General features: G+C 28.9%; 18 protein-coding genes and 1 tRNA gene. 9 read left to right on the plus strand and 10 right to left on the minus strand.

The features are described 5' to 3' along the window. Position 1: 1 nt before the first annotated feature. Genes C4S76_RS10580 through C4S76_RS10595 form a run of 4 tightly spaced genes read right to left on the minus strand, consistent with a single transcriptional unit; the run spans position 2 to position 3,726 of the window. Entirely contained in the window at positions 2 to 1,000 is a 999-nt protein-coding gene (locus C4S76_RS10580; RefSeq protein ID WP_105194433.1) for a 2Fe-2S iron-sulfur cluster-binding protein, read from the minus strand. Positions 1,001 to 1,032: 32 nt separating this feature from the next. Then, positions 1,033 to 1,866 (minus strand): hypothetical protein, encoded by an 834-nt coding sequence (locus tag C4S76_RS10585; RefSeq protein ID WP_105194434.1) that lies wholly within the window; start codon positions 1,864 to 1,866, stop codon positions 1,033 to 1,035. Beyond that, entirely contained in the window at positions 1,838 to 3,169 is a 1,332-nt protein-coding gene (gene nuoF, locus C4S76_RS10590) for an NADH-quinone oxidoreductase subunit NuoF (RefSeq protein WP_105194435.1), read from the minus strand. Before nuoF ends, C4S76_RS10585 begins: the two co-directional genes overlap by 29 nt. A 26-nt stretch (positions 3,170 to 3,195) precedes the next feature. After that, positions 3,196 to 3,726 (minus strand): NADH-quinone oxidoreductase subunit NuoE family protein, encoded by a 531-nt coding sequence (locus C4S76_RS10595; RefSeq protein WP_105194436.1) that lies wholly within the window; start codon positions 3,724 to 3,726, stop codon positions 3,196 to 3,198. A 277-nt stretch (positions 3,727 to 4,003) separates the two neighbouring features. Here C4S76_RS10595 and C4S76_RS10600 point away from each other — a divergent pair, with 277 nt between their 5' ends. The 3 genes from C4S76_RS10600 (at position 4,004) to C4S76_RS10610 (ending at position 5,999) form a co-directional block, all read left to right on the plus strand. Continuing rightward, positions 4,004 to 4,999 (plus strand): acyltransferase family protein, encoded by a 996-nt coding sequence (locus C4S76_RS10600; RefSeq protein WP_105194437.1) that lies wholly within the window; start codon positions 4,004 to 4,006, stop codon positions 4,997 to 4,999. A 306-nt stretch (positions 5,000 to 5,305) separates the two neighbouring features. Then, entirely contained in the window at positions 5,306 to 5,494 is a 189-nt protein-coding gene (locus tag C4S76_RS10605) for a hypothetical protein (RefSeq protein WP_146105736.1), read from the plus strand. Positions 5,495 to 5,708: 214 nt separating this feature from the next. Beyond that, the gene (locus C4S76_RS10610; protein ID WP_105194439.1) at positions 5,709 to 5,999 is read left to right on the plus strand and encodes a hypothetical protein; all 291 of its coding nucleotides are present in this window, start codon (positions 5,709 to 5,711) and stop codon (positions 5,997 to 5,999) included. 7 nt (positions 6,000 to 6,006) lie between these two features. On the opposite strand, the gene C4S76_RS11675 is transcribed toward C4S76_RS10610, so the two are convergent. After that, positions 6,007 to 6,261 carry a hypothetical protein gene (locus C4S76_RS11675; RefSeq protein WP_146105737.1) on the minus strand — a complete coding sequence of 85 codons (255 nt, stop codon included), beginning with the start codon at positions 6,259 to 6,261 and terminating at the stop codon, positions 6,007 to 6,009. A gap of 398 nt (positions 6,262 to 6,659) precedes the next feature. Between C4S76_RS11675 and C4S76_RS10615 the strand changes: the two genes are divergently transcribed. After that, positions 6,660 to 6,744: transfer RNA gene (locus tag C4S76_RS10615), tRNA-Leu, on the plus strand. A 212-nt stretch (positions 6,745 to 6,956) separates the two neighbouring features. Here C4S76_RS10615 and C4S76_RS10620 read toward each other — a convergent pair. Both C4S76_RS10620 and C4S76_RS10625 read right to left on the minus strand, forming a co-directional pair. After that, entirely contained in the window at positions 6,957 to 7,877 is a 921-nt protein-coding gene (locus C4S76_RS10620) for a TIGR01777 family oxidoreductase (protein WP_105194440.1), read from the minus strand. Between the two features lie 11 nt (positions 7,878 to 7,888). Continuing rightward, positions 7,889 to 8,248 carry a DoxX family protein gene (locus C4S76_RS10625; RefSeq protein WP_105194441.1) on the minus strand — a complete coding sequence of 120 codons (360 nt, stop codon included), beginning with the start codon at positions 8,246 to 8,248 and terminating at the stop codon, positions 7,889 to 7,891. Between the two features lie 567 nt (positions 8,249 to 8,815). On the opposite strand from C4S76_RS10625, the gene thrA reads away from it, so the two are divergent. The 3 genes from thrA (at position 8,816) to thrC (ending at position 13,800) form a co-directional block, all read left to right on the plus strand. After that, complete coding sequence (gene thrA / locus C4S76_RS10630) at positions 8,816 to 11,266, plus strand: bifunctional aspartate kinase/homoserine dehydrogenase I (protein WP_105194442.1); 2,451 nt, start codon at positions 8,816 to 8,818, stop codon at positions 11,264 to 11,266. Between the two features lie 278 nt (positions 11,267 to 11,544). Further along, positions 11,545 to 12,483, plus strand: a complete 939-nt coding sequence (locus C4S76_RS10635) for a homoserine kinase (RefSeq protein ID WP_105194443.1) — start codon at positions 11,545 to 11,547, stop codon at positions 12,481 to 12,483. A 21-nt stretch (positions 12,484 to 12,504) separates the two neighbouring features. Then, positions 12,505 to 13,800, plus strand: a complete 1,296-nt coding sequence (gene thrC / locus C4S76_RS10640) for a threonine synthase (protein WP_105194444.1) — start codon at positions 12,505 to 12,507, stop codon at positions 13,798 to 13,800. A gap of 16 nt (positions 13,801 to 13,816) precedes the next feature. Here thrC and C4S76_RS10645 read toward each other — a convergent pair whose 3' ends face one another. The 3 genes from C4S76_RS10645 to C4S76_RS10655 form a co-directional block, all read right to left on the minus strand. Continuing rightward, complete coding sequence (locus tag C4S76_RS10645) at positions 13,817 to 15,004, minus strand: aminotransferase-like domain-containing protein (RefSeq protein WP_105194445.1); 1,188 nt, start codon at positions 15,002 to 15,004, stop codon at positions 13,817 to 13,819. An 88-nt stretch (positions 15,005 to 15,092) separates the two neighbouring features. Further along, on the minus strand, positions 15,093 to 17,018 hold the full coding sequence (locus C4S76_RS10650) for a transglutaminase-like domain-containing protein (protein ID WP_105194446.1): 1,926 nt from the start codon (positions 17,016 to 17,018) through the stop codon (positions 15,093 to 15,095). Further along, positions 17,015 to 18,928 carry a DUF3857 domain-containing protein gene (locus tag C4S76_RS10655; RefSeq protein ID WP_105194447.1) on the minus strand — a complete coding sequence of 638 codons (1,914 nt, stop codon included), beginning with the start codon at positions 18,926 to 18,928 and terminating at the stop codon, positions 17,015 to 17,017. Before C4S76_RS10655 ends, C4S76_RS10650 begins: the two co-directional genes overlap by 4 nt. Positions 18,929 to 19,319: 391 nt before the next feature. Here C4S76_RS10655 and pyrH point away from each other — a divergent pair, with 391 nt between their 5' ends. Continuing rightward, entirely contained in the window at positions 19,320 to 20,027 is a 708-nt protein-coding gene (gene pyrH / locus C4S76_RS10660; protein ID WP_105194448.1) for a UMP kinase, read from the plus strand. Between the two features lie 44 nt (positions 20,028 to 20,071). Continuing rightward, the gene (gene frr, locus C4S76_RS10665; RefSeq protein WP_105194449.1) at positions 20,072 to 20,626 is read left to right on the plus strand and encodes a ribosome recycling factor; all 555 of its coding nucleotides are present in this window, start codon (positions 20,072 to 20,074) and stop codon (positions 20,624 to 20,626) included. Positions 20,627 to 20,662 lie beyond the last annotated feature (36 nt).

A 20,662-nucleotide genomic window follows, 5' to 3' on the forward strand; every position in this document is an offset into this window, starting at 1 on the left:
ATTATCCTATTTTTGTTTTTATTTGTTCTTTTTTGTTGATTAAATAATGAGGATCATCTTTAGGTAAAGGTAATTCATAATGATTTAAAGAAATTACTGAGTGATCACTAATATGTGTAGGTCCTTCAATTGTCCAGAAATTAATATCTTTTCTATCAAATCGACATTCATTACAAATAAATTCCTCTACTTCATTATATTGGTCTTTTCTCGCTGTAACTCTGATTATTTCATTTCCTTTCATCCACAATACCGCTTTACCACTACATTTTTCGCATTTACAAGTTGCATTCACCGGTTTAGTAAACCAAACTCTACTCTTAAACCTTGCCGTTCTGTCAGTTAAAGCTCCAACTGGACAAACATCTATTACATTTGCGGAAAAATCGTTGGTAATTGCTTTATTTAGATAAGTACTAATTTCAGCATGATCTCCTCTAAACAGAATACCGTGATCTCTATGATCTGTAAGCTGATTTGCTACTAAAACACAACGTGCACAGAGTATACATCGGTTCATATTCAGCTTAATGTTAGGGCCTATATCATCTGCAATAAAAGTTCTCCTAGGAAATTCAGAACGTGTTCTTTCTAATCCATGTTCATAGGCAAGATCTTGCAATTTACATTCTCCTGCTTGATCGCATATAGGGCAATCTAAAGGATGATTTATAAGTAAAAATTCTGTTACTCCTTCTACTGCTTTTTTTACTCGTTCTGAGGTAATTACTTTTACCTCCATTCCATCCATTACATTGGTACGACAACTAGGCACCAATTTTGGCATAGGTCTTGGATCTTTTTCTGATCCCTTGGATACCTCTACTAAACAGGTACGACAACGTCCTCCACTTCCTTTTAATTTGCTATAGTAACACATTGTAGGGGGTACACATTCACCGCCTATTTGCCTTGCGGCTTCAATTATAGGAATTCCTGGTTCTACTTCAACCACAATTCCATCTATGGTTACTTTAACTTTATTGTTTTCCTCAATCATTATTCCCTTACTTAAATAATATTATAAATGGCTTAAAAATGCCAGCTACATCCAAAAGTATAGTTCCATTGTAGATAAACTATATTTTGTGAGGCTTTATCCGATTTATTGGAAGATGTTCTAATATCAGGCATACTTATTATTCCTTCTTTTAATTCTGTTCTTAAAAAGAATATTTTCCAGAATAATAATTCTGCTCCAATTTTTGCATCTAAGCCCCAACCGGCAAAATGGAATTTATCATGTCTTTCTTTATCCATAATAGTTGCATTAGTTTTAGGGATTAAGAGGCCTAATCCTCCTCCTGCAATTCCATTAAATTTAAAAAAGCCTGCTTGTAGGAAATTATGAAAATATTCTAATTCTGCATTTAAATAATTGAGCCCGTCTGTATGTTCCAAATGTAAAAAATCATCTGTTAAATACCCGTATTCTCCATCTTTTATCGCATCTTCATATCCAGGGTGATCAATTTCTCCTGTTGCTTTTACCCATTGTCCTGGTCTTACTACGTATTTCATGTGATCCATTCCTAAAGAAATCGCCCAATTATCTTTAAAAAAATATCCTATTCTATAGTTAACCTGAGGTATAGTAACTCTTCCGGGATTTAAAAAATCATGGAAATTCCATCCTATCGGTTTATCATCTCCTTTTACTCCATGAAGAGTAAAGTTATAATCATCACCTGTAAAATGTACAGATGATCTTCCATAAAAGGCTCTGTTCCACCCCCAATAGGCATAGACTTCTCCTTTTCTGTGAGCAATTTTTTTATTATTCTGTGCTACTATTGTGCTAAATGGTAGCAAAAATAAAGCAGTTAAAATTAACTTTTTATACATATTCATAGTTTGATATTCCATAATTTTTAATTAGACATTCTGGATTATTAATATGCCATTCAAATTCATCTCTGAAATGGCGAATTGCCGCTGCTACAGGCCAAGAGGCCGCATCTCCTAACGGACATATAGTATTTCCTTCTATCTTACTTTGAATATCCCATAATAAATCAATATCTTCTGTAGTTCCTCTTCCCTCTTCTATTTTTTTTAGAATCCTATACATCCATCCTGTTCCTTCTCTACATGGTGTACATTGTCCACAACTTTCGTGGTTAAAAAATCTTGCTAACGTCATTGTATGCCTTACTACGCATTGGTCTTCATCTAAAACAATAAAACCTCCGGATCCCATTGCCGTTCCAGAAATGAATCCTCCATCCGCCAAACTTTCGTAATTCATATAACGAGTATCTCCGTTTGCTGTTTTTAATAATAATTTTGCGGGCAAGATAGGGACTGAAGCCCCTCCAGGAATACATGCTTTTAATTTTTTACCATTTGAAATTCCTCCACAATATTCTTCACTATATATAAATTCCTCTACACTTAGGTTAAAATCGATTTCGTAAACTCCTGGTTTATTAATATTTCCACAAGCTGAAATAAGCTTGGTCCCTAATGATTTCCCGGTTCCTAATTTTGCATATTCAGCACCTGTTAGATTTATTATTGCTCCTATATTGGAAATCGTTTCTACATTATTTACTACAGTAGGGCACTGATATAGACCTTTTACTGCCGGAAATGGTGGTTTTAACCTCGGATTTCCTCTTCGTCCTTCTAAAGATTCGAGTAAAGCAGTTTCTTCCCCACAAACATAAGCTCCGGCTCCTCTTTGTATATATATTTCTAAATCATAACCAGAATTTTTTATATTCTTACCTAAATATCCATTTGCTTTTGCTTCCTGAATAGCATGTTCTAGAATGTCGGGAATCCAAGAATATTCTCCTCTTATATATATATAGGATGTATTGGCTCCTAAACAATAGGATGATATAATAATTCCCTCTATTAAAATATGAGGAATATATTCCATTAAATATCGGTCTTTAAATGTACCAGGTTCTGATTCATCTGCATTTACTACTAAATAACGTGGCACTCCTTCGGGTTTAGCCAAAAAACTCCACTTCATTCCTGTAGGAAATCCTGCGCCCCCTCTTCCTTTCAAACCACTCGCTTTAACTTCTTCTAATATTTCATCTGATGACATTTTCAAAGCTTTATCTACCGCACTATATCCTCCGTATTTTTTAAAAACTTCAAAGGTCTTGATTCCTTCAACTCCAATATTTTTTAATAATAACTTTTGACTCATTATCAATTGAGTTTCCTATATTTATTTTATTGAACTGTTATTTTAGCTTCTTTACATAGTTCTATTATTTCATCTACTTTTTCTTTAGTAAGATGTTCATGATAAAACTTACCTATTTGCATCATAGGCGCATAACCACAGGCACCTAAACACTCTGCCGGTTTTAATGTGAATAAACCATCTTGAGTAGTTTCTCCTTCGTTAATTTGTAATTTTTCTTTAATATAATCAATAATCTGATCACTTCCTTTTAACATACACGGACCCGTTCTACATACTTCCAAAACGTATTTACCTACAGGCTGCATATTAAACATAGTATAAAAGGTAGCCACTTCATATACTTCTATGGATGAGATGTGTAACAATGTAGCAATGTAATCCATTACAGGAACATCTAACCAACCTCCAAATTCTTTTTGAGCAAGATGTAATATGGGAATCAAAGCTGATTTTTGTTTTCCCTCCGGGTATTGAGCAATGATTTTATTGACTTTTTCTAAAGCTTCTGTGCTAAATAAAACGTTACTATTTGAATTTACGCCATTTGCGTCCATTTCGATTTCTATGTTTGAATGCAAATATACAATATTGGACTTTAGTTAACAAAGTTAAAATCAGAGATTTTGTCACGTTTCATCTATCTGGAATAATTATAAATAATGGTTTTGTTGCTATTTGGCTACTCAAAAGGTTTTGGCTATTTTAATTTTATTTGACTTTAAAAGTCAGCTAAATTCTTTGATTTCGATAATTAAATTTATTTTTTATCTTTAACATTATTTAATAAGTATATTAAAAGTTACTTAATTATTATATTATAAAAAGCTCATTATGAAAAGAAACCTCTTTATTGATGTTGTAAAAGGAATTGCTACTTTAAGTGTAATTTTTATTCATACAGTTTTTTGGTCCGGGGAGAGATATGTTCCTTCAGAAATAAGAAGTTTAAGTTTATTAATAGATGTTCCCATCTTTTTCTTTTTAAGTGGATTTACTTCTTCAGGCAATATTGAACGAAATATACACCGCCTTTTGAAATTACAGATTACTTATATGGTGTTTATCACCTTAATATATTTTTATTGTAATTTTTACAACAAAGACTTGAACTGGATTATATTACTTAATTGGTATTTGCATGATTACTCTTTCTCCGGCCCCTTAGAAGTAGTTATGGGATCTATGTGGTATTTAAAAATTTATTTTATCACATCGTTTTTTGGTACAATTGTGCTAAAATATTGTTCTCAAAAACAAATATCTATACTTATTGGAATATTTATTATTTGCCTTTTTTATTTTAGTTTTCATTTTTATCCCCAAGGAAATACAGGTTATATTTTAACATATCTATCATTTTTTTTAATCGCTCATCAATTAAAAAACATCAATCTAAAGCCATTATATGCAATTTTATGTTTTTTATTATTACTTTTTATTTATTATTTGCTTTATCTTCAATTTGGCAATAAAGCGACTTTACTAATAAGATATCAAAAATTTCCCCCTAATATAATTTACTTTGTCTATTCTTCATTTTCTTTATTAATCATAGTTTTTTTAAAAGGAAGAATTAAATTCTCAAAAAATAATTTCCTTTCTTATATAGGACAAAATGCCATATTTTATTATTTTGCACAAGGAATTATTTGCTCTAAAATATATGCTTTGGTAAAATTATGGGAAAATTTTATAGACTGGCCTATTTTATTATTACTGATTTTCTCTATAAATGTAATATTGGCAACTATTATGGCTTATATTTTAAAGAAGATTGATTATTTGGGTTGGAAATTTCTTTATTTTATTAAAAATAAAACTATGTAAAATCATCTTTTCTATTAATCTAATTTTATACTAAAATCAGCAAATCTTATTTCTTTAACTCAAAGATATTTGTCTACATTCTTAAGCTACGGTATAATCCCTATTATGGGGGTTATTTAGATCTATATAAAAAGAAAAAAAAGAAAAAATTCGAAAATTTTAGATTTATATAAAATGAGTTAAAACTACCATTTCTTCCATTTTTATATCATCCGACTACTATTTTTTATTATCATTTACTATTCAAACCCTGTAAAAATGCTGTTTAAAACTACTTTTTGCTAATTAAAGTATCATTTTTTAATTTTGCGTATGGCAAAGAAAGAAACTACAGAAGAAAAATATAGACCGGTAAGGATAGAATATACAAAAACGTCTAATATTACTGAACTTGGAGTTCAGAAATACTCTGATAACTACATAATTAGAGCGCTTGCACGTAAGTTTTTCTATTCTCCTACAACCATTGAAAAGATCATATACTCAAGGGTATAAAAAAAGCGGTAAGTTTTACCGCTCATGCCTATGTAAGAGAGATTCTTGGTTTTACCCGCAAACTTAGTTACTAAGCATATACAATCCACATTCTTGGAGTTTACCCGCTAACTTCATTGCATATTATAAAGCTACAATATTTTTTAAATACTAGCAAAAGTCTATAATTCTAATATAACCAATAAGTTTTATTTTATATATTTGGTGAAAAAATATGGACGTATTATTTTTATTTATATTATGGATTTTATCCTGTTGGGCTGTTGGCTGGTTAGGTAATACAAGAGTTATTGGTTATGGATGGTCTGTTATTTTAGCAGTATTTTTGACACCTATAATAGCCTTAGTTATTGTATTATTATCGAAAAAGAAAAAATTACTTGAAAAAGATCTTAATACTACAAAATACTTATCTAATTTGTTTGATTTAAAGGAAAAAGGGGCTATAAACGAAAAAGAATATAACAAATTTAAAGATAACTTTTTAAATAAAAATAAATACTAAATTATTATTAAATTTCTGTTGGTATTAAATCATCATAGCTACTTATATAGCCTTCTCCAAGTTCATCAATATAATCTTCTAATAATTGCTCTCTTTTCTTTAATGTGATATAAGCCATATTTAAGTCATTATCAGTAATTTCTATTTTATTAGATAAGAGTTTTTGCAAAGATAACATAGTCATTTTTTCTATACTATACCTTGGAAAACAAAAATCTTTATCTGCACACCACTGTTTATATTTTTTTACTGATATGAACAAACTCGTTATCCGTAGTCTTTTTAAGATAAGACTATATTTTCCTTTATTTGAATAAGTAATTATCTCTGTAACTTTAATCCAATTTCCTTAAAAAAATGTCAAAAGATGTCAACTTATTTTGATATAATAAGAACAACTACATTTGTTTTCTTATAATATTTTACAAACAATATTAACATTATAAAAATATAATTATTAAATAAGTATATTTTAATTATCTAAATTTATATGTGAATGAATTATTTTAAATAAAACCATAATACCTAAAACTAAATATGAGTAGATTATCATATCAATTGTTTTTTTATGACTTAAAATTTACTATTATAAATATTTTTTATTCATTTATTCCAAATTTTGTAAAATAAGTGTATATTTGCAGTCCAAAACCAGAACATGCGGATGTGGTGGAACTGGTAGACACGCTAGACTTAGGATCTAGTGCCGTGAGGCGTGGGGGTTCGATTCCCTTCATCCGTACCAGAATAAAAAGCAATTAACTTTAAATCAGTTAGTTGCTTTTTTGTTTAATTTTTTATAAATGTTAACTTAAAAATATTTTATTCGTTAATTAATATATTTTTTCTTATTCAATATTCTAATACTACTATAATACTATATTTAATATTAATCTTTTTAATGGATATTTTTTCAGTTTTTTCTTATAATTGGACATATTATCAACAATCATTCACTTATTTTTTATTTAAACCTTGTATTATTTGAGAAATTGCTTCTTGTATATTTGTATATTTGAATTGAAATTGAGCATCTAATAATTTTTTAGGATAAATTTTCTGATTGGTTAATATAATTTCTTCCGTCATTTCTTTTCCAAATATTAATTTTAAAAAGAATTTAGGTATATGCAATGAAATAATACTATTTTTATACTTCCCAATTTCGTTTATAATTTGCTGCATAGAAGAACTTTCAGGAGATGTTAAATTAAATATTCCTGAACATTCTTCATGACTTAATAAAAACTTAATAGCTCTTACTTCATCCTCTATATGTATCCATGGAAGATATTCTCCACCATTTCCGGGAATTGATTTTACTCCAAATTTAAAAGACATTATGAGTTGTTTTACTAAGGAACTATCTGAGGAAAGTACTACCCCTGTTCTTATAATTAATTTTCTTATATGAGAATCAAGTGCATTTATTGGTTTTTCCCATTCATAACAAACATCTGACAAAAAGGAGCCCTCTCCCTTTGGAGAGCCCTCATCAAAAACAGTATGATTTTGGACACCATAATATCCGGTTGCAGAAGCTTGTATCCAAACTTTTGGTTTATTATTACATAATTCTATACTTTTCTTTATAGTTTGAGCAGCAGTAATACGACTATTTAATATTTTTTTCTTTTGGTCTTGAGTCCATTTTTTAGAACCAATATTTTCACCAGCTAAATTTATAATAGCATATGCTTCTTCCAACTTTTCTTCGATTGTATTGAGATTATCCCATTCTTCATATAAAACATTACCCATATTTTTATACTTATGGGGGTTACGTGTTAATATTACTATTTTATATGCTTTATGTAATTCATTAACCAGATGTTTTCCTAAATAACCGGTTCCTCCTGTTATTACTACTTTTTTCATATTCTTTTTTATTAAAGTTTTTTAGTATACACCCAGGCCCATGCTATTAATAAAATCTGTATAGGTAATCTGATTATAGCTAGCCATAAATATGGGTTATCATCATAATACCAATTAACTGCCATTTGAATATTAGCAGGAAAAATAACTATTAATAAAAAAATAATTCCCCAAGCCCCATATCTTCTTAATGAAGGAATTAAAACTATTATTCCTAATATTATTTCTAAAATACCACTTATTATTACTAACAGATAATGCCAAGGTAAAAATCCAGGCATAATTTCCATATATAAATTAGGGTTAAAAAAATGATTTACACCTGCCAAAACATAAAACAAACTCAATAGATAGTTGAAAAATTTTTTCATGTATTTATATATTAACAACAAAAATACTATTTTATTTTAAATTTAATATAAATATTCACATGATAACAATTTAATCATTAATCTGCAAATATTTTACATTTGTCTTTCTTATATTTTCGTATTATTTTAATATATAATATACTTTTGTATTTTACTCTATATAGGTTGACATACATCACTAAAAAAATAGATCAAATAATTTGTTTAGCTTTATTTATGTTATAACTCCTTACACAACATCCAATAATTTTTGATAGTTTTTCAGTTTTAGTGTAAATTCCAGCAAATTGATTTAGTAATTATTTATAAAAATACTAAGGAATCAATAGTTAAAAAACATACGATTTATTTATTTGAAAAACGATTAAATCATTTATCAAAACGCATTTTTATCTTTTATACATTTGACTTTTCTTTTTTATTTTTATAAATTTAAAAGATCTACATATTAATTTGATCTTTATAGAGTATTTGCTTTTAAATAATAAAATATTAAACATAAAATATATTTTATTTTTTCTTTCTTATAAAATTTAGTAAAATTGTAGTTATATTCTTATTCTGATTATGAAAATATTAAAATTTGGAGGTACTTCTGTAGGTTCTGCAAAAAGTATACAATGTATTTTAAACATTTTACAAAAAAGATATTCTTCCGGTGAAAAATTTATAGTAGTTTCTTCTGCTATGAGTGGAGTAACCAATCTTTTAACAGAAATGGCCTTTGCTGCTTCTGAAAGGAAAGATTTTAAATCAGGCCTTACCGAAATTGAAAACAAACATTTTTCTGTAGCTAAAGAACTGTTAGAAATTAAAAATCAAAACCCGGTTCTTACCCAAATTAAACTCTATATGAATGAGTTGGAAGAATTACTTCAGGGAGTTAATAGTTTAAAAGAATTAAGTCTTCAAAGTAAAGATCTTATTTTAAGCTACGGAGAAAAATGTTCTACTTACCTATTAAGTCAAATTTCTAAACAATATTTTCCTGAAAGTACATATGTGGATTCAAGCTCGCTTATAAAAACAAATAATCAATTTGGAAATGCAAAAGTTAATATTGAGAAAACAGAATATCTTATAAAAAATTATTATGAAACACATTCTGATAAAATTTTCTATGTAACCGGGTTTATAGCATCAAATGAAGAAAACAGAATTACTACTTTAGGTAGAGGAGGAAGTGATTATACAGCGGCTATTTTTGGGGCTGCATTAGAAGCTGAACAAATTGAACTTTGGTCTGATGTGGATGGTATGTTAACAACAGATCCTAAAATTGTAAAAAAAGCTTTTTCTCTCTCTGAGCTTTCTTATACGGAAGCTATGGAATTATCTTATTTCGGTGCTAAAGTTATCTACCCACCAGCTATGATTCCTGCTTTTAGAAAAAATATTCCTATTTTACTTTTAAATACATTTAATCCAGATTTTAAAGGAACTCTAATACACAAAGAAAATATAGAAAAAAATCCTTTCCCTATAAAAGGAATATCTTCCATAAATGAAATTAGTCTGGTAAACGTTACCGGAAGTGGAATGATTGGTGAGGTAGGATTTAGCGGACGATTATTTTCTTTATTGGCAAGAGAACAAATTAATGTAATACTTATTACTCAATCTTCCTCCGAGCATAGTATAACTTTCGCTATTGAACCTAATGATATTGAAAGAGCAAAAAATTTAATAACCCGTGAGTTTGAAATGGAACTTCAAACTCATAAAATTAATATCCCCAGCATTGAAGAAAACCTATGCATAATTGCAATTGTGGGAGAAAATATGAAACAAACACCGGGAATTTCCGGTAAATTATTTCATGTTTTAGGAAGAAACGGTATTAATGTCCATGCAATTGCTCAAGGATCTTCTGAATATAATATATCTGTTATAATCAAGAAAAAAAATCTTGCTAAAGCCCTAAATACAGTACACGACACATTTTTTATAGAACTGACCAAAACCTTACATGTATTTGTTTTGGGTACAGGAAATATAGGAGCAACCTTATTTCAACAAATACAAAACCAAAGCAATTTCTTAAAAGAAAATAATGATATTGAAGTTAAAATAGTAGGTATATCAAATTCTAGAAAAATGCTCATCCAAGAAAATGGCATAGATTTAATTGAATGGAAAGCTGCTTTAAACGAAGGAAATCAGGCAAATATGGAAAATTTTATCCAACAAATGAAAATTATGAATCTTTCTAATTGTGTATTTATTGATAATACAGCAAGTCCTGATCCTACAAAATTCTATAAAAGTATATTTGAATCTAATATTTCAATTGTAACTTGTAACAAAATAGCAAATTCATCTTCTTATAAAGAGTATAAAATACTTAAAGATACCGCCCGAAAACGAGGAGTAGATTTTTTTTATGAAACCAATGTAGGTGCTGGGCTTCCAATCATAAAAACTCTTAAAGATCTTATGAACAGCGGAGATCGTATACTAAAAATTGAAGCTATTTTAAGTGGAACTATTTCCTATATTTTCAATAACTTTAAAGGTGATGTATCATTTTATGAAGTTGTAAAAAAAGCTCAAGAATTAGGTTTTACAGAACCTGATCCCAGAGATGATTTAAGTGGAAAAGATTTTATGCGTAAAATGATGATACTGGCAAGAGATGCAGGATATACTACAGAAGAGCATGAAGTTTTGTTGGAAAATATATTATCTAAAAATTGTATAAAAGCTAATTCTGTAGATGATTTTTATAATGAATTACAAAAATCTGAATCATATTTTACTGAAATAAAGCTTAAAGCAGAAAAAGAAAAAAAAGCAATACGATATATTGGAAAATTGGAAAAAGGTAAAGTATCTATAACCCTGGAGTTAGTGGAAGCTTCACATCCATTTTATAATCTTTCAGGTAGTGATAATATTATATCATTTACTACAGAAAGATATAAATACAATCCTTTAGTTATCAAGGGACCAGGGGCCGGAGCCGAAGTAACGGCTGCAGGAGTATTTGCCGATCTAATTAATGTAGGTACAGAATAAAACATAAATTTTTTTACAAAGACTCTATCAAAGAATCAATTTATTTATTTAAAGTTAACTTAATCTTCATATTAAAGGCTCAATCATAAACTGAGTCAATTATATAATGATTAATTTAATTGAACGTATTATAACATTCTATAAAATAAGTTAGATGTAAATTTTGTAAACGTTATCAAATATTCCTTTAATCATTCATTGAAAAACACAAAAAGATTGATAATCTGTTATAATTAAATTAAATTTGCTTCATAACTCATGAGGCAAATTATTTTTTAATGAAAGAAAAAGATTGTGTACGCGTTTTTGCTCCGGCTACCTCTGCCAACTTTATTTGTGGATATGATATTTTGGGTTTAGCCCTAGAAGAACCCGGAGATGAAATAACACTTAGAAAAGTGGATTCTCCCGGAATAAAAATCACCAAAATAACAGGAGATCTTGGACTTTTGCCTCTAGATCCTGAAAAAAATACTGTAAGTGCTTCAATTAAAATGGTACTTGATCACCTTAGAATTAAGAATATAGGCTTAGAAATAGAACTTTTCAAAAAAATGCCTATCGGAAGTGGGCTAGGGTCTAGCGCTGCCAGTACCATAGCAGGATTGTTTGCTATTAATCAATTATTAGGAACTCCATTGACTAAACAAGAACTTCTTCCTTTTGCCCTCAAAGGAGAAGAATTAGCTTGCGGACATGGGCATGCAGATAATGTGGCTCCTTCTTTATTAGGAGGGATTACTTTAATACACAGCTATAGTCCACTCCATGTAATAAATCTACCTGTACCTAAGGAATTATGTTGTTCAATTATTTTTCCACATGTTGAGGTTCCTACACGTGCTGCCAGAAAAATACTTAAAACACAAACAGAACTCAAAAATGCGGTTTCTCAATGGGGCAATATAGCAGGATTGGTTACTGGATTATTCACTGAAGATTATAATCTAATATCCAGTAGTCTTAAAGATTATATTATTGAACCTACCCGGTCTTTTTTAATTCCTGAATTTGAAGAAATGAGAAACATTGCAATTAAATCCGGGGCTTTAGGATTTGGAATATCAGGTTCCGGACCTTCTGTTGTTGCTTTTACACAAGGAATAGAAAAAGCAAAAGAAATAACAAAAATGCTGAAACAGCATCTTGGGAAAAAATCTATTGAAAGCAATGGTTATTCTTCTTCAATAAATACTCAAGGAGCTGTAGAACTTTAAATTATTTAAATAAAAAAAATTATGAAATTATATAGTACTAATAATAAAAGTTTAAAAATATCTTTTAAAGAAGCGGTTTTTAACAGTTTTCCCACAGACAAAGGATTATACATGCCTGTGAAGATACCGCAAATTTCTGAGGAGTTTTTACAAAATATAACAAAGTATTCTTTACAAGAAATTGCTTTAGAAGCAGCAAGCTCCCTTATTGGAGAGGACATTCCTAAACAGGACTTGAAAAATATTGTTGAAGATGCTATTAATTTTGAAGTTCCTCTAGTTTCTTTATATGATCAGTTAGGGGTTTTAGAGTTATTCCATGGTCCATCCTTAGCCTTTAAAGATTTTGGTGCTCGTTTTATGAGTAGAATCATGTCCTACCTGTCAAATTCGAAAGATAAAACACTCGATATTTTAGTTGCAACCTCAGGCGATACCGGAGGAGCTGTAGCTTTAGGTTTTTTAGGTGTTAAAGGAACGCGTGTAACTATCCTTTATCCTAAAGGAAAAGTAAGCGAAATACAGAAACAACAATTAACTACAAACGGCCAAAATATACGTGCACTTGAGGTTGAAGGAACTTTTGACGACTGTCAGGCAATGGTGAAAGAAGCTTTTAATGATGCAGAACTCAATTCTCGTTTTCGGCTTACCTCTGCTAACTCTATTAATATTGCTAGACTGATCCCGCAAACTTTCTATTATATATATGCCTATGCTCAAGCAAAGAGAAATAATAAAAACAATATTGTTTTTGTTGTACCTAGTGGCAATTTTGGAAATATTGGAGCCGGATTACTTGCTTATAAAATGGGACTTCCTGTAAAGCATTTTATTGCAGCTACAAATGTTAATGATACAGTACCTCAATATCTAAAAAAAGGTCTTTATACTCCTAAACCTTCCATACAAACCCTCTCTAATGCTATGGATGTTGGAAATCCGAGTAATTGGGTACGTATAATGGATCTATTTGATAACAATATAGAAAATATACGGAAAACTATTTCTGCCTATTCTTATACAGATAAAGATACCTTAATAGGAATTAATGAATTATATGAAAAATATAAATATATAGCCTGCCCTCATACTGCTGTAGCTTATTTAGCGGCTAAGAATCATTTTAATCCTTTAAATTATACTATCTTTTTATCTACGGCTCATCCATGCAAATTTATAGATGTATATCCTACAAATTTGAAAGACAAAATTGAAATTCCTGAACAAGTAAAACAGCTAGAAAAAAAGAAAAGCCTAGCTCATTCTTTAAAGAATAATTTTTCAGATTTTAAAGATTTTTTACTTTCTAATTAAAATAAGAAGATAATTTTTATTTTATGCTCTCATAGAGAATTTCCCCTAAAATAGTAAGTCCTTCCACAATACGTTCTTCCGGCATATTGGAAAAATTAATACGTAAAGTATTTTCTTTCCCCCCATTAGGGAAAAAGGCGCCACCCGGAACAAATGCTACCTTTCTTTGAATAGATTGGGCAAGCACTTCTCTAGCATCTATATTAGCAGGAAGCTCTACCCAAATAAACAAACCTCCTTTTGGATGTGTAAAAGAAACTGTTTTAGGGAATTTTTCTTCCATTATATGAATCGTCAAATCTCTCCTTCTTTTATATACATCTATAATTTTATTAATATGTTCATTAATATTATATAATTCCAAATATTTAGAAATTTCCATTTGAGCTAATGTATTACATTGTAAATCTGCCCCTTGTTTTACTAATACATATTTATGGATGATTTCTTTATCACCTGCAATCCAAGCAATTCTAAATCCAGGACAAAATATTTTGGAAAAAGTTCCTGTACATAATACATACCCCTCTTTATCAAATGATTTTATTGATGGTAAAGTTTCTCCTTCAAAACGTAATTCCCCGTAAGGATTATCTTCAATGACTATAATTTTATACTTTGCTGCCAGTTTTGCTAAGGCTTTTCTTTTTTCTAAACTCCAGGTACGCCCGGTAGGGTTTTGAAAATCAGGAATTACATAAATAAATTTTATTCGAGGAATAGTTTGAAGCATTTTTTCCAGATTTTCCATTACCATTCCTTCATTATCTGTTTCTACTTCTGCAAATGTACACTCATAAGCTTTAAAAGAATTTATAGCTGCAAGATATGTAGGACTCTCACATAATACTACATCATTTTTATCTAAAAAAACTTTCCCGCTTAAATCTAAAGCTTGTTGAGAACCATGTGTTATTAAGATATTATCGACATCAAACGAGGTAAGAAGTCTATTATTCATCCTCTTTGCTATTAACTCTCTTAATGGCTTATATCCTTCGGTTGTTGAGTATTGTAAAGCTTTTGAGCCAGATTCTTCTAAAACTAAACGATTTATTTCTTTGATTTCTTTTACAGGAAATAATTCTGGTGCGGGAAGGCCTCCGGCAAATGAAATAATATTAGGATTTTCGGTTACTTTTAATATTTCTCTTATTTCAGAAGCTCTTAAATTTGCCATCCTTGCAGCATATTTAATCTCCATATCTCTTACTTTTTTGTATTATAAAAAACAAAATTACTGTTTATTGTATATATCCCCTAATTATTCATTTATTTAAAATTTATTATTTTTATTCTTTTATAAGAGAGACTAATTGATTTTCTGTTTCTATCATTAGTTCCCAAAACTCTTTTAATACACTGTAATAATTTGCAGAAATAAAAAACTCATTCATTAAAAAAGTCGTTTTAATCTCAATTTGATTGTTGGAATTTTTTATAATATATTCATAACTACCTAAATTCCCAATCATTTTATATTTTTTTGATGTGGGTAATTTATCAACCTTATATCCTTCCGGAAGGGTTACTATAACTATCTTTGAAAATTTGGAAGGAGAACCTAATTCTATTGGGTAAGTTCTGTTTTCGGCCTTAAAAACCTGTTCTTTTTCAGCAGTGAATAGTAAGGGGTTAAATACTAATTTATCTCCTATTTTTTCAATGTCAGTGACAGAATTAAAGCTAAAAGACGTTTTGAAAATAGAAGAATTATTAGAAAATTCTAAATTCTCCAATGGAAATGTATATTTTGAACGATATTTTTTATCAAATTTTTCTTTATTTTCTTCATATTCTTCCATCTTAGTCATTCCAAAATACTGTCCGGAACTATTAGCCATATTCCCGACAAATTCTAAATCGGGCTTTATACTATAAGTTAATAAGGTATTATCTGTACTTATCGTTCTATTTGTTAAATCTACTTCTTTAATATTGTCTTTATCTATATAAAAACCTCTATAGTTTAGAGCTCTCTTTGGTAACTGGTTGATTTCGCTATATTTATTTGTAGCATCTAAAAGATTCAACTCTCCATTATCATAATATGCAGCAATTACATAGTTTAATTTTTGTAGCGAAGGAAATGTATAATTTAACATACCATTAGATACTGTGCTTAAAACTACTGGATTGGCATTTATTCCTGCCTCCCTCAGCATGGCAATTACTAATAAATTCAAATCCCCTGAATTCCCCGATTTTGTTTTTATAGTTTTACTTAAACTCTGATCTGCATGAACTCCTACATATTCATTCCATACAAAATTTTCTTGAACATATTTTAAAATAGCTGTTGCTTTTTCTCGTGTGGTTTTTAAATCTGTGATCAAGGAAGGAAGTATATCTTTAAATTGATGAGTATTACTATAATAATTACTAAAATTATCACTTTGTAATAATGTTTTTCCTACTTCATTCCAGGTAGTTGAAAAATTCTTACTTGTCTTTCCGGGAATATCCACTCTACTCAACTCATACCTTACAGAAGTTCTGATATTTTTGTAATTCATTACATAAGGTTCTTCTTCATATGGTTTTACATTATCAATAGATAAAGTGATAATTGAAAAAGGATATTCTCCTGCAATCTGACTTTTATCATTATTTATTTTCAGTTTATCAGAATTTAATCCTCGTATATCAGGAATATAAAAATAAATATATGGAATTTTACAGGTATATTTCATTGATCGTAATGGGATTTTATAATCGAAATATTGTATAGGTATCTCACTTATCCAGGGAGAATAAAATGTATACTTATATTCAAGAACAGAGCCATCTCTAACATCTGGGAATGTAAACTTAAAAAGGTTCAAATATTTATGTTTTTCTTCTGTAATAGTCTGGTTATTTTTTATTTTCATTTCTACTACCTTCCCATTCTCCAAATTATATGTAGAAGCTTTGAATCCTGAAATTTTCTCTAACTCATTTCCATTCTTATGTAAAGGAACCTCATAAGTAAGGAATTCATCAGCTTTGTCTTTATCATATACTTTTATTCTTTCAGATACTTGCATTTCCAATACTCCATATACACTTACAGATAATTTCACTTCTTTATAAATTATTTCTGCCGGTGCTTCTGATTTTATTCCCGATTGTTTTTGTTCTAATTCTTCCGGCAATATTTTACCATAAGAATTTTTTTGTGAAAAAACACTTAAAAAAACAACAATTGTGAATAAAATAGTTAGTGTGAATTTCATATTTTTTTAATTAAATTTATTTTTGTGTTATCGAATTTATAAATAATATTCATGAATTTTACATATTCATTAAATTTTTCTTTTGAATAAATTCCTTTGTTAATCACTAATTTCCGTTTAACAACAATTTTATTTCCTTCTTCTTTAAAAAATAAAGTATAATTACCAAATTCCGATGTAAACAATATATCTTCCGGAAGTTTTCCTGTTATAAATCCCTGAGGAATAATATAAGAAAACTCATAAGAATCAGTATAACCATATAAAATTTCTAACGGTAAAGTTCGGTTTTCATCTTTAACTAAATTATATTTCATGCGTTCTATAGGAACCGCATCAAAAAACATTTCTTTACCTAGAAATGTAGAAAATCTAGATGCTTTAAAATCAAGACTTACTGTAAAAACTCCTTCATTTTTATTATTATTTACCTGACAAGTATTAAAGGATGAAATAAGTATATTAGAAAATTTTTCCTTATATATATCTTGCAATTTTTGTGTTTCATATGCTAATAAATCGAGTTGATCTGTGTATTGTAGTCCATTATAAAACATGGTTCCTTTAAATGTCGCTTGTTTATCTTCATATAGATTAATATCTATTTTTATATTTTCTGTATTGTCTTTAGTACCCATTTTTTTGGTATGAATAACCTTTGATTCTTCATTGGAAATAAGTATTGCATTTCTATTGACAGTAGATAATCCTAATTGATTAAATGCCATATTCTGACTGGTATTTTCCAGCCATAAGGTATCTTGACTCATAGGAACACATAAAATCACATGATTCCCACCCATTTTAGGAAATTCTTCATCAAAATCTACTTCTGACTTTTCTGAGTTTATTACCGTATAAAAGGATTTTATACCCACTTCTTTTAAAATTGTCAACATAAAATTGGTTAATGCCTTACAATCCCCATAACCTTTGTTATATACTTCCGAAGCATTAATAGGTTTCCAGCCACCTATTCCTATAGCGATATTTACATAACGTGTTTTATTTTGCAAGTATTGATAAAGAATTTTCACTTTTTCCCTATCGCTTTTAATGTCTTTAACTAAAGTATGAATTTCAGCCTTTGCTTTATCTGTCAAATTTTGAGTTCCCTGCAATAAATTTAAATCCATCCATTTACCAAACTCATTCCAACTTGAAAAACACCCTTCTTTTCCCTCTAAACTAAAACAAGATAAAGCAAACGATATCTTGGGAACTACATTAGATAAGGATGGAGATAAGGCTTCTACTTTTAAAGAAGCTATATTATTTACCTGGTAAAACCATCCGGTTTCTGTTTTTTCTTCTTGAATAGAAAATAAATTTGTAGGATATATTTTTTTTCTTAATTCTATTCCGGACAAATTAGATATTGTATAAGCTGAATGTTCTACTGCTACTCCTCTATAGGTTAGCGGAACATAATCCCTTAAAAATAATGTATTTGAACTTTCGGTTTCCACCTCGTATTCTATAGTATATGGGTAATTCACAGGATAATATTTGTAGACTAAAGCCCTGTTATCCGTATATAAACTAAATCCATCGGAAGAACTGATGTCTAAATATTCTGATTTTTTTACTCCCCTAATTTTTTTTCCTGTCTTGTCATAGACTGTTGTAACTAAGTTTTTAATTTTATTATTAGGGTCAAACGGAAAGTATAATTCTGATAAATAATCTTTACTTTTATCTAAGATTGTAATTACTTTTTTTTGTTTAACAACCATTTTTTTTGAAGAAAATATAGTTACAGTCGTCTCGTCTTTTCTTATAACAGCAGAGGCTCCTAAGGAAATTTTTTGATTAATATTCTCTATAGAATAAATTTGACCTGAAAAAAATAATGAATTTAAGAATAGAATTATAATAAAAGTATATTTATATCTTAAGTCAATTTTCATATTTTAAATCTTTAGATTATAAAAGTTAGCCATACAAATCTATTAATAAAATCTAATAAAAAAGAAAAATTCAGCTAAACTGGTTTCGTAAATTATAATAATTTTAACAATTTATAAATTATTAACTTTAGTATTTACTTCCTTTGTATAAGTATTCTTTTACAATAATTGATTTTTAAATGTTGTTTTTTCAGAATAAATATACCATTTAATTAAATTATTTAAAATAGAAAACAAATACTATTTTTTAATAAAACCTAGTATATTTGCACATAAGAAATATTTAGAGATAGTACTATTATATTCTAACATTAAAAAAATAAATTCACATTTGTCTATTATAAATACACATTTGACACAAAATTACAGCCTATTTTTATACTAAATAAATATGAAATATAAAAGAATACTTTTAAAACTTAGTGGAGAAGCCCTAATGGGAAATCAACAATATGGAATAGATTCTAAAATCCTTCAAATGTATGCTGAGGAAATAAAAGATGTAGTTGATAAAGGATCTGAAGTTGCTATTGTTATTGGTGGCGGAAATATTTTCCGAGGTCTTTCGGGAGTAGCTACCGGTATTGATCGTGTACAAGGAGACTATATGGGTATGCTGGCAACAGTAATTAATGGCATGGCTTTGCAAAGTGCCTTAGAATCTATTGGGGTTAAAACAAGATTACAAACTGCTATAAGAATGGAACAAGTAGCAGAACCTTTTATTAAAAGAAAAGCTGAAAGACATCTTGAAAAAGGAAGAGTAGTTATCTTTGGAGCAGGTACCGGAAATCCTTATTTTACTACAGATACCGCAGCCACTTTAAAAGCTATTGAAATAAATGCGGAGGTAATTCTTAAAGGTACACGTGTAGATGGAATTTATAATGCAGATCCCGAAAAAGATAAAAATGCTGTGAAATTTAATAGTATCTCTTTTGAGGAAGTATACCAAAAAGGATTAAAAATTATGGATATGACAGCTTTTACTCTTAGCCAAGAAAACAATTTACCTATTATTGTTTTTGATATGAATAAAAAAGGCAACTTGGTAAAGATTATCGAAGGAAAAGAAGTTGGTACTTTAGTCACTATTTAATAAAATTAAAGCTTTATATTTGCACAGAAAATTTATCTTGAAAAATGGAAGAATTAGAATTGATTATTGAGGCTACTAAAGAGGGTATGGAGGCCTCCCTCAAACATTTAGAAAGTTCTTTTAATAAAATACGTGCTGGTAGAGCTAATCCTGCAATGTTACAATCTATTTTAGTAGAATATTATGGAGCTTTAACCCCTCTATCTCAAATAGCTAATATCTCTGTTCCTGATGGTATGACTCTAAGTATTCAACCTTGGGAAAAAACTAATTTAGGACCTATTGAAAAGGCAATTTTTCAAGCAAATTTAGGATTTACTCCTAGCAATAATGGGGAAACTATTATTATTAATATTCCCCCATTGACTGAAGAAAGGAGAAAAGACCTGGTTAAACAAGCTAAGGCAGAATGTGAAAATGCTAAAATAGGAATAAGAAAAGCCAGACAAGAGGCAAATAATGATATAAAAAAAACAGATGGTATATCTGATGATTTAAAGAAAAATGGTGAAGAAAAAATACAAGATCTTACTGATAAATATACTAAATTAGCTGAAGAATATTTAGTTGTTAAGGAAAAAGAAATAATGACTGTGTAAATAGATAAAACATATAACCAATAAAAGTCGGTTTCT

The organism is Apibacter adventoris, from assembly GCF_002964965.1.
GTDB lineage: Bacteria > Bacteroidota > Bacteroidia > Flavobacteriales > Weeksellaceae > Apibacter > Apibacter adventoris.

What these genes read in the sequence shown, in the direction of transcription:
- C4S76_RS10580 (WP_105194433.1), bottom strand. Translation starts at nt 1,000, where the DNA reads ATGATTGAGGAAAACAATAAAGTTAAAGTAACCATAGATGGAATTGTG.
- C4S76_RS10585 (WP_105194434.1), bottom strand. Translation starts at nt 1,866, where the DNA reads ATGGAATATCAAACTATGAATATGTATAAAAAGTTAATTTTAACTGCT.
- nuoF (WP_105194435.1), bottom strand. Translation starts at nt 3,169, where the DNA reads ATGAGTCAAAAGTTATTATTAAAAAATATTGGAGTTGAAGGAATCAAG.
- C4S76_RS10595 (WP_105194436.1), bottom strand. Translation starts at nt 3,726, where the DNA reads ATGGACGCAAATGGCGTAAATTCAAATAGTAACGTTTTATTTAGCACA.
- C4S76_RS10600 (WP_105194437.1), top strand. Translation starts at nt 4,004, where the DNA reads ATGAAAAGAAACCTCTTTATTGATGTTGTAAAAGGAATTGCTACTTTA.
- C4S76_RS10610 (WP_105194439.1), top strand. Translation starts at nt 5,709, where the DNA reads ATGGACGTATTATTTTTATTTATATTATGGATTTTATCCTGTTGGGCT.
- C4S76_RS10620 (WP_105194440.1), bottom strand. Translation starts at nt 7,877, where the DNA reads ATGAAAAAAGTAGTAATAACAGGAGGAACCGGTTATTTAGGAAAACAT.
- C4S76_RS10625 (WP_105194441.1), bottom strand. Translation starts at nt 8,248, where the DNA reads ATGAAAAAATTTTTCAACTATCTATTGAGTTTGTTTTATGTTTTGGCA.
- thrA (WP_105194442.1), top strand. Translation starts at nt 8,816, where the DNA reads ATGAAAATATTAAAATTTGGAGGTACTTCTGTAGGTTCTGCAAAAAGT.
- C4S76_RS10635 (WP_105194443.1), top strand. Translation starts at nt 11,545, where the DNA reads ATGAAAGAAAAAGATTGTGTACGCGTTTTTGCTCCGGCTACCTCTGCC.
- thrC (WP_105194444.1), top strand. Translation starts at nt 12,505, where the DNA reads ATGAAATTATATAGTACTAATAATAAAAGTTTAAAAATATCTTTTAAA.
- C4S76_RS10645 (WP_105194445.1), bottom strand. Translation starts at nt 15,004, where the DNA reads ATGGAGATTAAATATGCTGCAAGGATGGCAAATTTAAGAGCTTCTGAA.
- C4S76_RS10650 (WP_105194446.1), bottom strand. Translation starts at nt 17,018, where the DNA reads ATGAAATTCACACTAACTATTTTATTCACAATTGTTGTTTTTTTAAGT.
- C4S76_RS10655 (WP_105194447.1), bottom strand. Translation starts at nt 18,928, where the DNA reads ATGAAAATTGACTTAAGATATAAATATACTTTTATTATAATTCTATTC.
- pyrH (WP_105194448.1), top strand. Translation starts at nt 19,320, where the DNA reads ATGAAATATAAAAGAATACTTTTAAAACTTAGTGGAGAAGCCCTAATG.
- frr (WP_105194449.1), top strand. Translation starts at nt 20,072, where the DNA reads ATGGAAGAATTAGAATTGATTATTGAGGCTACTAAAGAGGGTATGGAG.